This is a genomic window from Mucilaginibacter antarcticus, from assembly GCF_042686155.1.
Classification (GTDB): Bacteria; Bacteroidota; Bacteroidia; order Sphingobacteriales; family Sphingobacteriaceae; genus Mucilaginibacter; species Mucilaginibacter antarcticus.
On the sequence record NZ_JBHUON010000001.1, the window covers coordinates 172,944 to 185,495 of the forward strand.

The window sequence follows — 12,552 nt, forward strand, 5'->3', positions numbered from 1 at the left end:
GCGGCGTATACTTAAGAAAATACTAGGCTATTTTAGGCGGCTGAAATACCGGCAGTGAGCGGCTAACAACGTCTGGTGTTGCAGCCAACGGATAAGATATAATTTGTACAGGTTGAGTAAATGTAATAGCAGTAGCTGGTGCCAGGGCTTCCTGGTAATGGCTCCTTTTTGCTTCCTGCTCCTGTTTTTTCTCTTTTTCTTCGGCTGCTTTCAGTTTTTTCATCAAAAAGCAACTGCCGTTACAGTTCATCCAGGGGCGGGCTTTATTTTCGCAAAGCTGCGCTGCTATGTAGCTTTTATTTACCTGAAAACCGGCATAGATAAAGAAACGCGAAAAGTTGGTACTTATCAGCGTAACCAATAAAAATATGGATACTACCCGGTTTAACATTGCCGCAAAGATAGGTATAGAATGTTTAGCGAATAAATTTCGGGGAGATTTTTATACTTTCCTTATACCCTTTTTAATCAGTAATGCGCCAATCTCGTTAGTCATATTGATAGATGCTTCGATCTCGTCTTTACGTATAGCCACGCTTTCAATATTGAAACCAAATGGGATAGAACGCTCGGCACAAAAATCAATTAGCTCACGGGCAATATTAAGACAAACCTCGACAGAACGCTCCAACATACTTTCGGCATTTTTTAGTTCTTCTTTCAACTCCTCGGGGATATGGATACCCAACCACTCCATAAAGGTTAGCGTCTTTGGCGACCCGCAGGCAGTAAGAGTAAATATAATGGTAGGGAATTTTTTATTGTCTTTAGTGCAGGTTTGGCTCAGGTCCTCAATCACCTGTTTTGCATACTCCACATTAAATACGCATTGCGATATAAAGTATGACACCCCACAAGTGGCTTTGTCAAGTATACGTTGGTCCTCGTCTTTTAAAACGGCATGCCTTTCGGGGATGGTAACGGCGCCAACCACAGAAGTTTCCTGGTGTTTGCTCCAGATTTGATAAGCCTCGGGCAGCGTGGTTCTAACGGGGAAATCGGGTGCAGGTACGCCCACAAATACCGGGTAAAAGGAATTGTTATGTAATTCGTCTAACCAGGCAGAAAGTTCTTCTTTTGAGAATTTTCCCGCCGGGCGATAAATGATTTTAGGTATTTTAAGGTCTTGCAGGTATTTGCCGGCAAATTCAAACGGATCAAGCGCTTTCAGAAACGGGAACGGGCGTTCTTCGACCGTACGGGCAGATTCGTCCTGAACGTCATAAACTATAAGTGCGTCAATATCCAGCGGAATAAGGCGGGCGATAGTTTTCTCGGCTATCTCGCCTATGCGCTCGGGGCTGGTTTCTGACTTGGGAGGCGTAATACCGTAAATTAAAATGCCAGACTCGCCGGTTTGTATCTTGTTTAGGAACATGAGTGTCTAAGTCTTTCAATATAACAACTTTTGTTTTGTTGCCATAGCGTGTGCAAAGGTAAAATTATCTAATTAATAACTGCGGCAAAATCACCCGCAGTTATCGGTTTAGGCCTCAACGCTAATCTGTGTACGAGCCTGTTTGGCCGCCGCAACCATGTTCTCTAACGCGGCTTTCGTCTCCGGCCATTTACGGGTTTTTAAACCACAGTCTGGGTTAACCCAAAGATTTTGCGCCGGCAGCAATTCGGCTGCTTTTGTTAACAACGATACCATTTCTTCTGTTGATGGCACACGTGGCGAGTGGATATCATATACTCCCGGGCCAATCTCATTCGGATATTCAAAATTCGCGAAAGCATGTAAAAGCTCCATTTGCGAGCGCGATGTTTCTATCGTGATTACATCAGCATCCATAGCGGCAATATGCTCAATAATATCATTAAACTCGCTATAGCACATATGGGTATGTATTTGTGTTTTGTCTTCAACACCACTTGCCGTTACACGGAAGGCTGATACGGCCCAATCCAGGTAATGCGGGCGTTTGGCTTTGCGCAATGGTAAACCTTCGCGTATAGCGGCCTCATCAATTTGTATAATGCCTAAACCTGCTTGTTCTAAAGCCAACACCTCGTCACGGATAGCTAATGCGATTTGGTTAGTGGTAACATCACGTGGCTGGTCATCGCGCACAAAAGACCATTGCAAAATTGTAACCGGGCCAGTCAACATGCCTTTCATCGGTTTGTCGGTTTGGGCCGCTGCAAATTTGCTCCACCGCACCGTCATATCTGCCGGGCGGCTTATATCGCCATAAATAACAGGCGGTTTAACACAACGGCTGCCATAACTTTGCACCCAACCATTCTTTGTGAACAAGAAACCGTCCAACTGCTCGCCAAAATATTCAACCATATCGTTACGCTCAAACTCGCCGTGTACCAGAACGTCAATCCCTAGTTCTTCCTGCCAGCGTATAGCCTCTATGGTAGCTTGCTCAAGCGCATAATCGTACTGCTCCAGCGTTAAATCGCCTTTTTTAAATTTAGCACGTAGTTGCCGAATGTCGTCCGTTTGCGGGAATGACCCAATGGTAGTTGTAGGGAAGTAAGGCAAATTAAATCGTTCGCGGTGCAATTGCTGGCGGATAGGGAAAGCGCTTTTGCGGGTAGCATCAGCTTCGGTAATAGCACTAACGCGATCTTTCACAACCTGCTTATGCACTTTTTGCGACGCGCTTCTACTAGCGATGGCTTTTTTATTGGCTTGCAGCAACTCAAAATTTCCGCTAACGATCTGTTTTAACTCGGCAACTTCCTTTAACTTCTGTTTAGCAAAAGCCATCCAGACTTTAATGTCAGGGTCAATGGCAGTTTCCAGATCCAAATCAATTGGGCTGTGCAACAATGAGCATGATGGCGCAATAATGACACGATCGCTGCCCAATTTTTCGATTGCTCTATAAATCAAGGCTAATGATTTTTCGTAGTCATTTTTCCAAACGTTGCGGCCATCAACAACCCCAACAGAAAGTTGCAGGCTATCTGGGATCAACGCTAAAACTTCGTCCAGTTGCTCGGGAGCACGTACCAAATCAACGTGCAAAGCTGCAATGGGCAGGTTTAAGGCTAAGTTTGTATTATCTAACAACGCTTCAAAATAAGTAGCCACCACCAGCTTAACGCCACTTATGCGGTTGGAAATAGCGCGGTAAGCAAAATCAAAGGCTTCTTTTTCTTTTTTAGACAAGTCTAGCGCCAGGCAAGGTTCATCCAGTTGTATCCAGGTGGCGCCCTGTTGTATCAAACGGTTAATGATTTCAACATAAACAGGCACCAATTTTTTTATCAGGTCTACGCGCTCAAAGCCCTGCTCCTTTTCTTTGCCCAATAACAGGTAGCTCACCGGGCCAACTAAAACAGGCTTCGCTTTATCGCCCAATGTTATCTTGCCCGCGGCATATTGTTCAAACACTTTTTCAGACGATATTTTAAATTGTTGTTTACCAGTAAACTCGGGCACTATGTAGTGATAATTTGTATCCAGCCATTTCGTCATTTCCATGGCGGTAATGTCCAGGTTGTTTTTTTGATAGCCACGGGCCATAGCAAAATAAAGATCGATCTCATTATTCCCGGCCACTTTTGTTACGGGGGCGTAGCGCTCAGGTATTACACCTAAAAGCAGGTTCATATCCAGCATTTGGTCGTAATAACTGTAATCGTTACAGGGAATAAGATCAATACCGGCCTGCAATTGCGTTTGCCAGTTTTCTTCCCTTATCGTGTAAGCAACCTGCTGTAATTCGTCCAGGTTAATTTTGCCTGCCCAAAAGTTTTCGCAGGCTTTTTTTAGTTGTCGTTGGCCACCAATGCGCGGGTAGCCCAGGTTTTGTGTTAGCATTTTCTTTAATGTTTTAATTGATAAATTATACTTAAGGCAGGTAATCTGGCTAGTAACATCCATTACTCACATTTGCGCGAAAGCCCATGATTTGCACACGGTTCCCCCTTGATCCCATTTAAGTACGTAGATAAAATCTTAAGCTTAAAATTCTTCTCAAAATTATATATAAAGATTACTGTGCTTTATTTTAATATTTATTCGGCTTAAAAATCTACATTTATCGATTATTAACATTTATTAGTCTGCAAGAACAACTTAAATCATTTAAACAAAGAAAATTATTCTATGCCAGAACTGGACGAAACAGATATTAAGCTTTTAAAACTATTGGGTAATGATTCAACTTTGACCATGAAAGAGCTGGCTGCAAGGGTAAACCTTTCGCCCTCGCCAGTATTTGAGCGCGTTAAACGATTAGAGGGAAATGGTTATATTAAAAAATATATAGCCCTGATAGATTCAGAGAAACTTAATCAGGGGTTGATTATCTTTTGCAACATCAGGCTTAAGCAGCATGACAAAAGTATCGGTCATGATTTTGTGAGCGATGTACTGCAACTAAAGGAAGTAACAGAATGCTACAATATATCCGGCGATTATGACTTTTTATTGAAGGTTTATGCCCGGAATATGAAGCATTATCAAGACTTTGTATTTAATAAGCTTGGGTCGGTAAAAAGCATTGGTAGCACACATAGCACCTTTGTGATGTGCGAGAACAAGAACTCTTACAACATCAATTTGTAGGGTATTTACCCGCTTGGGTAACATATGTGTTAAGGCTTGTGCCGATATGGCCTGAATATTATATTTGTTAAAATTAATTATCTCATTTTAACTCTCTTAATGAAATCAACCCTAACCAAACTAGCCGGCCGTGCCATGGGTGCGGCAACAGTATTGCTATTGAGCAACCTGACAACAATTGCCCAAACCGTAAGCGAGGCCGACAGGCATGCTGTTGTTACCAAGCTTACCGACAGGTTGGTAGAAGTATACCCGTTCCCTGAAATTAGCGCTAAGTATAAAGAGGCTTTGCTTAAATTTGAAGCAGCGGGCCGTTATAATAACCTGACAGAAAACGAATTGGCATCGAAACTTACCGAAGACCTGCGTAAAACGCATAAAGATGTACACCTGCGTGTTTCTCGCAGCGCACCTCAGGGACCAAGAGGTTCGAGACCACAAGGCAACTCTGACGCTAAATCAAATTATGGCTTTAAAAAGGTAGAGATCGACGGCGCTACATCTACTGCATATGTAGATATCCCTGGCCCCTTTTTAGGCTCGCAAGAAGCATTTGAGATGGCGGCGGCGGCTATGGGTATGTCGGCCTACAGCAAGTATATTATTCTTGATGTGCGCCACAACCCTGGTGGTACCGGACAAATGGGCCGCTTCCTGGCATCTTACTTTTACAATCCGGGCCGTGAGCAGTTTTACCTGAACGGTTTTTATAAAGACCGCAAACGCGATGAGCAAGAGTGGACTTACGCTTACACCCCCGGCAAACATATGCCTGACGCTAAAGTATACATCTTAACCGGTAGAGGCACAGGTTCTGCATCTGAGGGTTTTGCTTACGCCATGCAAAAGCTAAATCGCGCTACCATAGTGGGCGATACCAGCGCAGGCGCGGGCATTGCTGGAGGCAACGTTCAGTTGGGCAGCAATCTACAGGCCTTCATCCCTATCAAAATGGTAGTTGGCCCTAACGATAACGTAGGCTGGGAAGGCGTTGGTGTCGCACCGGACGTATTAACGGGTAAAGAAGACGCGTTAGTGGCTACCCGCAAACTGATCTTAAAAGACATTCTACAAAATTCACCGGATTCATTACAAAAAGTAGCCGCCCAATGGGTGATTGACAACGACGGCATTGCCGCCAGCGCTGCTACCAACATGAAAACCAAATACAGCGAATTAGTTGGCAAATACAGCAACAACGTTACTATCACGGCCGTTAAAGGCGATTTATTGTGGAACCGCGTTGAACCCGGCAAACCGGTTGAAAGCTACATTTTAAAAGAGTTAAAACAGGATGTTTTGGTAATCACCGGCTTAAACGCTAACCTTGGCCCAAATTCATCGCGTGTATACATTAACCGCGATGCAAAGGGTAAATCAGCAGGCTTAACCCGTAAAACGCTTATGGGTAATGGCACCGTATCTACCACGCCGCAGCCGTTGACTAAGATTTAATCGGACAATTTTTGTATTGACAAAGCCCCAAATTGAGAGATTTGGGGCTTTGTTGGTTTATTTAGTTAGAGACTTGGAAGAGTATGTACCAGTCAGTACATGATTTCTTATATTCGCTACTGATTTAATACTTCACAGGTTATATAGCTTACGGTAGTTTAGTGTAATGATTTGATATGTGTAAGGTTTATAATACCGTTGGCTGTATAACCGCTATAAATGAGCACCTGCTGAGCCACAGTATCTGTGAACCCCAATCTTTAGAAGATCTCATCAGTTTTCAGAAGACCTACCATATTGAGAAACAGCAAATCATCTCAAATAGTCAATTGCGCATTGACTTGGAACGGCGCACCCTGGCGGTAGAACTTGATCAATTAAGTGCTTTTATCAAAGCAAAAAGCATTGAGGTTAAACGAAAACTATTATTGAAACTTAAAGCCCCAAAAGATAAATTATCTTATTTATCCAGGGATGAGCCTGATGCTAAACCTTCCGTAATAAATTATTTAAAAGTATTTTGGTTGAGGCTTGTAATACGGGTTATCAAACTTATTTCCTATGTTAAATATAAAAATGCTGTAAAATCGCTATTAGATAATTTTAGTATAAAAAATATCCGCTATCAGTTTCTTATTGCGAGCCCTACGGATGCTGTGATGGAAGGCTGTTCTGTAGAATTAAAGAAGCTTACTCATAAAAAAACTGTTATTGACGAGATCAATAATTGGATTTACGGGGCTTGGGGCGAACAGAAGGTTGTTGCTGAATTGGAGAAATTATCAGATGATTGGATATTGATCAATGACTTTAAATACAAATTTCATCGAGCGGTCTACAGAAAAACCGAAAATGATTACATACAATCCATTCAAATAGACCATATTTTAATTAGCAAGTCGGGTGTGTTTTTGATAGAAACAAAAAATTGGGGTGAAAACTCAATAAATAACCCTGAGTTATATTCTCCCATTAAACAAATATCCCGAGCCAACTTTGCGTTGTATAGAATTTTAAACGGCAACGTGCGTAATCAAAAATCACTTCTAAACGGACACTTCCTGGGAACGAAGAAAGTTCCAATCAAAAACTTACTTGTATTGATAAATAAAAAACCTCTTGAACAGTTTCCGTTTGTTAAAATTTTGAGCTTAGCCGATTTGCTTAAATATGTAAACTATTTCCAGCCTTGTTTCTCAAATGACGAAACCCTAAAAATTGCTAATTATTTAATTTCCGTTCAAGGGCGTTAATAAATCTTTGCTGTTCGTTGTCCCGCAACTTTCTTATCAAACGCTTTCTGCAACTCATTAAGTTGCGCATCATAGCCCTTTCTGTCCACAAACGCTGCCGGATTATATTTATCGCCAGGCTGATGTTTTTTGGCAAGGTTAAACTGGCTCGCGTGCGATGCTACCCAAATGTCAAACTTCAGTGCTTTCATGGCTTTTAAAGTGTACGCATAATCCTGCGCCATTTCGGGATAAGCTTTTACATCAGCAAAGCGATTTTCTATGATAATAGTAGGCATATTAGCTATCAGCACCTTGTGCATCCGTTTCTTGCCGTTTACAGTCAACATAAAACTGCATGAACCTTTGGTATGCCCGGGGTGATGCAGCATGGTTAATTTGGTGCCGCCTAATTTTATAACATCATTATCGTTTAGTAAGCGGTCGGCTTTTATAGGTTTAAATGGGCTATGGTTACCGCCAAAATAATAATCAGACAGTCCGCCATCGGTAGCCACGCCTGCATCTCCCCTATCAACCATAAATTTTGCGCCGGTTAGCTTTTTTATCTCGGCCATGGCCCCCATATGGTCAAAGTGCGCTTGCGTGGTTAATAGTATTTTAGTGTCGGCAAATTTAAAACCTAATTTCTCTATACTCGCTTTTATAAGTGCAGTTGACGCTGCTAAACCGGTATTGATCAATATGTTTCCGCCCGACGTTGTTACCAGATAGCAAGCCAAATCGGTGGTGCCAACATAGTATGAATTACCAACGATATTAAACGGAGCATAAGGCTTAACCCATTCGGCACTCATTGCCGCGGGCTCTGATATCTTTTGCGCCAGCCCGAAGGTGTGGATGTATAACAAGCAGATAAGGATCAATAATTTTTTCATAGTATTATTAATGGGTGTGAGATAAAATCCGGTGTGGTCAGTCGACAAATTATGTTATTTGGCACTAATCGGTTTAAAGGCTGTCTAAAACCTCGGCTAATGAGTTCCTGAAACTTACCAAATTGCCTTTATTGCTTTCAAAAATAAAATCTCTCAGGCTTTTACTTTCCACCACCTTGAAGTCGCCAATGATAGCCAGCCGGACTCTGCGGTTTGAAAACTTCTGTAGCACATCTCCAGCTAGCCCCGTTTTTAAGTCGAAGAAATCTGCGGCCAACTGCCCGGCTTTAATAATAATCGCATCAAACCCCTGATAATACAGGTCGTTAAGTACCTGTGTGCCATCATCGACGGAGTTTATTATTATAGCGTCTGACAGAATTTCCGCTATCTGTATTCCGTTTTTTTGATGGGTGATGATTTGCATAGTTGCTAAAGTAGAAATTTTTGATGCGATTGCAGGTATTTGTCGTGATTGCAAAACTTGCACATGTCGCAATCAGCCCCTTAACTTGTCGTTTTTGCCCATTCTCCGGGGCACTGTATGGGCGTACATTTGATTAACTAAAACAACAAACTCATGGCGACTCAAATTTTCGTAAATCTACCGGTTAAGGATCTTGACAAATCTGTAGAATTTTTCACTAAACTTGGTTACACGTTTAACCCGCAATTTACCGATGAGAAAGCAACTTGCATGATCATCAGCGATACCATTTACGTGATGCTGCTAACGGTGCCTTTTTTTCAAACCTTTACTAAAAAAGAAATTATTGACGCGCACAAACAGGTAGAGTGTACTATTTGCCTATCGGCTGATAGCAAAGATGCCGTCAATAAAATGGTGGAAATAGCTGAAACCGCAGGCGCAATTATACCAAACCCGGCCACCGACTACGGTTTTATGTATCAGCATAGCTTTGCAGACCTTGACGGACACCATTGGGAATATGTATGGATGGACCCAAAGGGCGTGCCCGAGCATCAGGCATAACGTATTAATACCTTATCGATAAGAGTAACTACGCGTTTTTAAGTCAAGCCTAACTGTTTGCGCGATAGTTGATATTGTTTAGTATAAAAACTAACACTATGGAAACTATCAATTTAAACAATCAGGACGAGCTCGTAAATAACACAAACTCATTCAACATTGGTTCGGCTAATGAGTCTGACAATGGTATAGCTGACCAAACCGATTACCCGGAAGATGATCTTAAAGGCGACGATGATCTTGAAGGAGATGATCTGGCTATCGGCGACGATATAGAGGATGCTGATTTAGGGAGAGAGGACGATTTTGGATCTCAAGACTCAGAAGGTGGCGACCTTACAGGTGGCAATGAGTTGAGCGAAGATGCCGATTTAGACGACTCCGATCTCACCGACGATAGCGACGTTGACGGAATAATTCGGGCGCTGCCAACCCGACAGAACTTAATTCGTAAACAGTAGTATCTGATATATGGAAACTAAACTCCTTTCTCCGAAATGGCATGCACTGATAGACTATGCTTTAACCGGTAGCCTGTTGGCACTGCCAACCTTGCTTAAAATGAACAAGCAAGCCAAATTGATTTATGCCGCCGAAGCTGCCGTATTATTGCCTTACGTGGCACTAACCAAGCAGCCGTTAGCACTAAAAGGGTTGATCCCTTATAAAACACACGGTAAGATAGATGCTTTCAATGTGGCACAATTTGCTGCTCAAAGCTTGCTGCCGGCTTTCCGTAAAAACCGTAAAGAACTGCTTTTTAACGTTGCTTTTACAGCACTAGCAGGCATTTCGGTCCTACTAACGGATTGGAAAGCATCTCAAGCTTCGTGATTATGATGAAAATTGGTAAGGACCTTGAGAAGTTGCTAAGCAAAGTTTACGAAGCCGATGCTATGGTTGAACGCAGCATGGGGCGCTATGACCTGGCTTTTAAAACTGATGACCAAGGCAGACCAACAATACTGTTTATCGGCAAAGCCGATGAAGAAGGAAAAATAAAAGGTGAACGTTTTGCCCGCCGCTTGGTTACAGATGCGGCGGGCAATATCGTTAAAGATCACTGGGATAATAAGGGTAAAGTTTAGTTACCTATTTTAGCAAGACCGCGTGTGGCCGGGCCGGTTATCACTTTACCGTCAATATCATAACGGGCGCCGTGGCAAGGGCAATCCCAACTACGTTCGGCATCGTTAAAGTTTACAATACAGGCTGCGTGTGTACATACCGGGGTAAGCGCATGGATCTTACCGGCTTCATCACGATAAGCGGCTATCTTCTCTCCGTCAACTTCCACTACTTTACCTGTGCCGGGTGCCAGGCCTTGCAGCGACTCTGTTTCATCAATATTAAACCTGTCGGCCACAAAATGATAGGCCACGTCGGCGTTTTCTTTAATAAACTCGGTAAAACCGGTAATTGGCTTAATTCGCGCCGGGCTAAATATCTCTTTGTATTTGCTTTCGCCGGTCGCAATCAGGTCACTTAATATTTTGCCGGCAATGCTACCCAGCATCATACCATTGCCATTATAGCCTGTGGCACAATAAACACCCTCGGGCGCTTCGGGCATCTGCCCTATGTATGGAAAGCCGTCGGCAGGGATATAATACTGCGCCGACCAGCGGTATTTTACCGACGATACATTGTAATATTGGCGCGTATATTTCTCCAGGTCCTCAAAAGCTTTTTCAGGATCATCGTGCCCGGTTTTATGGTCATTACCGCCTATAATTAGTAACTGCTCGCCATCAATTTCGTGCGTACGTACATAATGATAAGGTTCTTGCATATCGTAGATCAGAGCATCGGGATAATTTGCGTCTTTAAGTTTAACGCCTAAAACGTAGCTGCGATAAGGGGCGCATCTAAAACTAAATGAAGTTATCTTGGGTGGGATGTGCGTAGCATAGATTACCGCGCCGGCAGTGAATGTCAACTCCCCGGCCTTTACTGTAAGTGTTTCATCTTCTTTTGACACATCGTCCGCCAAAACATTTTCCATCACAACACCGCCAGCCGCTTCAAAAGCGGTAAGCAAGCCCTGCAAATATTTTATAGGATGAAACTGCGCTTGCCCTGGAATTATCACGGCTTGTTGAAAAGGCACCGGCGTTGGCACCTCAGTCTCGTAAGCCATATCCACCCCAACTTTTAGCGCACTATTATAAATATCTTCCAGTTGTTTTACCTGGTCTTCGTCTTCCGCATACACGTAGCCGTTCTTTTCGGCGTAGTCGCAAGTTATGTTGTGCTGATCGATAAGTGCCTTTATAACCGCATGCCCCTCGTTAACAGCGTCGGCAAATAACTGTGCGCCCTCTTCGCCGAAACCGCTTTCAGCTTCCTGATAAGTTGTATCGGCAAAAGTATTAATATGCGCGCTGGTGCCGCCCGTAGTACCATAGCCCGGCCGGTGAGCATCCAGCACTAAAACCTGCTTGCCCTTTTGTTGTAAGGATAACGCAGCGGTTAGCCCGGTAATGCCACCACCTACAACAATAACGTCAAAGCGTTGACTATTGTTAAAGCCGGTTTTTAGCGCTGGCCCGGTAAGCTCCGCTTGCCAGGGGCTGGGTAACCCGCCGTCTCGTTGTATTTTATCTGTGTTCTGCGTTTCCATTGGTAGTTGTTTGATGGTAGCCTTTAAAACAACATTTTCAAGCGATTAGTTTTGCGGCAAATACGGTTTTGGTTGGGTGTAAGTACGTGGCACGGCTAATCTCCCTTAAATATACCCAAAGCATTAAAATGTAATTTGCGGCACGACGACAGTAGGCATTGTCATCTGATAAGTTATATTTGGCCTAAATTTTAAAAGCATTAAAAATGGCAAAGGCATCTGAAGTTAAAGTAGGAAATATATTACGCTACAACGGCGAACTGGTAACCGTTACCGAAGTTATGCACCGCACACCCGGTAAAGGCGGCGCATTTTATTTAGACAAATTTAGAAACATTAAAACTGGTAAAATAGTTGAAGCACGTTTGGGTACAGACGAGCAGGTTGAAATTTGCCGTGTAGAAACCAATGATTACCAATACTTGTACGACGACGGCGATTTTATGGTGATTATGCATAACGAAACTTATGAGCAGTTTAACATATCTAAAGACTTATTAGGCCCATCTGTAAAATTTTTGGCCGAAGGCATGAACATCGTGGTATCTTTTGAAAGCGAAGAGCCAATCATGGCGCAAATGCCAAACTTTGTTGAGTTAGAAATGACTTATGTAGAACCTGCTGTTAAAGGCGACACATCATCGGGCGCCATGAAGACGGCTACTTCCGAAAACGGTATTGAAATAAAAGTGCCGCTTTTTGTAAATCAGGGCGATAAAATAAAGATAGATACCCGCACCGGCGATTACGTCGAGCGTGTAAAATAACATAGACTTGTTATTTTGAAGCCGATAGAAAGATCGGTTTTTTGTACT

Annotated in this window: 14 protein-coding genes and 1 riboswitch; of the genes, 8 read left to right on the forward strand and 6 right to left on the reverse strand. The window is 43.0% G+C overall.

Annotation, left to right across the window (positions count from 1 at the left end):
- Nucleotides 1-22: 22 nt before the first annotated feature.
- From ACFSYC_RS00745 to metE, 3 genes are all read right to left on the reverse strand, one after another.
- Nucleotides 23-391: a hypothetical protein gene (locus tag ACFSYC_RS00745; protein ID WP_377122363.1), complete on the reverse strand. Its 369-nt coding sequence runs from the start codon at nt 389-391 to the stop codon at nt 23-25.
- A 51-nt stretch (nt 392-442) separates the two neighbouring features.
- Nucleotides 443-1,378, reverse strand: coding sequence for a methylenetetrahydrofolate reductase (locus ACFSYC_RS00750; RefSeq protein ID WP_377122366.1), 936 nt, complete (start codon nt 1,376-1,378; stop codon nt 443-445).
- Between the two features lie 108 nt (nt 1,379-1,486).
- Nucleotides 1,487-3,784, reverse strand: a complete 2,298-nt coding sequence (metE, locus tag ACFSYC_RS00755) for a 5-methyltetrahydropteroyltriglutamate--homocysteine S-methyltransferase (RefSeq protein ID WP_377122369.1) — start codon at nt 3,782-3,784, stop codon at nt 1,487-1,489.
- 18 nt (nt 3,785-3,802) lie between these two features.
- Nucleotides 3,803-3,940, reverse strand: a riboswitch (cobalamin riboswitch).
- A 132-nt stretch (nt 3,941-4,072) separates the two neighbouring features.
- Between metE and ACFSYC_RS00760 the strand changes: the two genes are divergently transcribed.
- The 3 genes from ACFSYC_RS00760 (at nt 4,073) to ACFSYC_RS00770 (ending at nt 7,242) form a co-directional block, all read left to right on the forward strand.
- A complete protein-coding gene (locus ACFSYC_RS00760; protein ID WP_377122372.1) occupies nt 4,073-4,534 on the forward strand; it encodes an Lrp/AsnC family transcriptional regulator in 462 nt (153 codons plus the stop codon).
- A gap of 99 nt (nt 4,535-4,633) precedes the next feature.
- Nucleotides 4,634-5,989, forward strand: a complete 1,356-nt coding sequence (locus ACFSYC_RS00765) for a S41 family peptidase (RefSeq protein WP_377122375.1) — start codon at nt 4,634-4,636, stop codon at nt 5,987-5,989.
- Between the two features lie 176 nt (nt 5,990-6,165).
- Nucleotides 6,166-7,242: a nuclease-related domain-containing protein gene (locus ACFSYC_RS00770; RefSeq protein ID WP_377122381.1), complete on the forward strand. Its 1,077-nt coding sequence runs from the start codon at nt 6,166-6,168 to the stop codon at nt 7,240-7,242.
- On the opposite strand, the gene bla is transcribed toward ACFSYC_RS00770, so the two are convergent.
- The gene (gene bla, locus ACFSYC_RS00775; protein WP_377122384.1) at nt 7,239-8,120 is read right to left on the reverse strand and encodes a subclass B3 metallo-beta-lactamase; all 882 of its coding nucleotides are present in this window, start codon (nt 8,118-8,120) and stop codon (nt 7,239-7,241) included. The two genes, ACFSYC_RS00770 and bla, sit on opposite strands and share 4 nt — an antisense overlap.
- 73 nt (nt 8,121-8,193) lie before the next feature.
- Nucleotides 8,194-8,547, reverse strand: a complete 354-nt coding sequence (locus ACFSYC_RS00780; RefSeq protein WP_377122387.1) for a DUF4180 domain-containing protein — start codon at nt 8,545-8,547, stop codon at nt 8,194-8,196.
- A 153-nt stretch (nt 8,548-8,700) separates the two neighbouring features.
- Between ACFSYC_RS00780 and ACFSYC_RS00785 the strand changes: the two genes are divergently transcribed.
- From ACFSYC_RS00785 to ACFSYC_RS00800, 4 genes are all read left to right on the forward strand, one after another.
- Complete coding sequence (locus ACFSYC_RS00785; RefSeq protein ID WP_377122390.1) at nt 8,701-9,114, forward strand: VOC family protein; 414 nt, start codon at nt 8,701-8,703, stop codon at nt 9,112-9,114.
- Nucleotides 9,115-9,212: 98 nt separating this feature from the next.
- Nucleotides 9,213-9,575 (forward strand): hypothetical protein, encoded by a 363-nt coding sequence (locus ACFSYC_RS00790; RefSeq protein ID WP_377122393.1) that lies wholly within the window; start codon nt 9,213-9,215, stop codon nt 9,573-9,575.
- A gap of 10 nt (nt 9,576-9,585) precedes the next feature.
- Nucleotides 9,586-9,948 carry a hypothetical protein gene (locus tag ACFSYC_RS00795; RefSeq protein ID WP_377122396.1) on the forward strand — a complete coding sequence of 121 codons (363 nt, stop codon included), beginning with the start codon at nt 9,586-9,588 and terminating at the stop codon, nt 9,946-9,948.
- Nucleotides 9,949-9,950: 2 nt separating this feature from the next.
- The gene (locus ACFSYC_RS00800; protein WP_377122399.1) at nt 9,951-10,202 is read left to right on the forward strand and encodes a hypothetical protein; all 252 of its coding nucleotides are present in this window, start codon (nt 9,951-9,953) and stop codon (nt 10,200-10,202) included.
- On the opposite strand, the gene ACFSYC_RS00805 is transcribed toward ACFSYC_RS00800, so the two are convergent.
- Nucleotides 10,199-11,737, reverse strand: coding sequence for an FAD-dependent oxidoreductase (locus ACFSYC_RS00805; protein ID WP_377122402.1), 1,539 nt, complete (start codon nt 11,735-11,737; stop codon nt 10,199-10,201). The two genes, ACFSYC_RS00800 and ACFSYC_RS00805, sit on opposite strands and share 4 nt — an antisense overlap.
- Before the next feature lie 206 nt (nt 11,738-11,943).
- Between ACFSYC_RS00805 and efp the strand changes: the two genes are divergently transcribed.
- Nucleotides 11,944-12,504, forward strand: a complete 561-nt coding sequence (gene efp / locus ACFSYC_RS00810) for an elongation factor P (RefSeq protein ID WP_377122405.1) — start codon at nt 11,944-11,946, stop codon at nt 12,502-12,504.
- Nucleotides 12,505-12,552 lie beyond the last annotated feature (48 nt).

What these genes read in the sequence shown, in the direction of transcription:
- ACFSYC_RS00745 (WP_377122363.1), bottom strand. Translation starts at nt 391, where the DNA reads ATGTTAAACCGGGTAGTATCCATATTTTTATTGGTTACGCTGATAAGT.
- ACFSYC_RS00750 (WP_377122366.1), bottom strand. Translation starts at nt 1,378, where the DNA reads ATGTTCCTAAACAAGATACAAACCGGCGAGTCTGGCATTTTAATTTAC.
- metE (WP_377122369.1), bottom strand. Translation starts at nt 3,784, where the DNA reads ATGCTAACACAAAACCTGGGCTACCCGCGCATTGGTGGCCAACGACAA.
- ACFSYC_RS00760 (WP_377122372.1), top strand. Translation starts at nt 4,073, where the DNA reads ATGCCAGAACTGGACGAAACAGATATTAAGCTTTTAAAACTATTGGGT.
- ACFSYC_RS00765 (WP_377122375.1), top strand. Translation starts at nt 4,634, where the DNA reads ATGAAATCAACCCTAACCAAACTAGCCGGCCGTGCCATGGGTGCGGCA.
- ACFSYC_RS00770 (WP_377122381.1), top strand. Translation starts at nt 6,166, where the DNA reads ATGTGTAAGGTTTATAATACCGTTGGCTGTATAACCGCTATAAATGAG.
- bla (WP_377122384.1), bottom strand. Translation starts at nt 8,120, where the DNA reads ATGAAAAAATTATTGATCCTTATCTGCTTGTTATACATCCACACCTTC.
- ACFSYC_RS00780 (WP_377122387.1), bottom strand. Translation starts at nt 8,547, where the DNA reads ATGCAAATCATCACCCATCAAAAAAACGGAATACAGATAGCGGAAATT.
- ACFSYC_RS00785 (WP_377122390.1), top strand. Translation starts at nt 8,701, where the DNA reads ATGGCGACTCAAATTTTCGTAAATCTACCGGTTAAGGATCTTGACAAA.
- ACFSYC_RS00790 (WP_377122393.1), top strand. Translation starts at nt 9,213, where the DNA reads ATGGAAACTATCAATTTAAACAATCAGGACGAGCTCGTAAATAACACA.
- ACFSYC_RS00795 (WP_377122396.1), top strand. Translation starts at nt 9,586, where the DNA reads ATGGAAACTAAACTCCTTTCTCCGAAATGGCATGCACTGATAGACTAT.
- ACFSYC_RS00800 (WP_377122399.1), top strand. Translation starts at nt 9,951, where the DNA reads ATGATGAAAATTGGTAAGGACCTTGAGAAGTTGCTAAGCAAAGTTTAC.
- ACFSYC_RS00805 (WP_377122402.1), bottom strand. Translation starts at nt 11,737, where the DNA reads ATGGAAACGCAGAACACAGATAAAATACAACGAGACGGCGGGTTACCC.
- efp (WP_377122405.1), top strand. Translation starts at nt 11,944, where the DNA reads ATGGCAAAGGCATCTGAAGTTAAAGTAGGAAATATATTACGCTACAAC.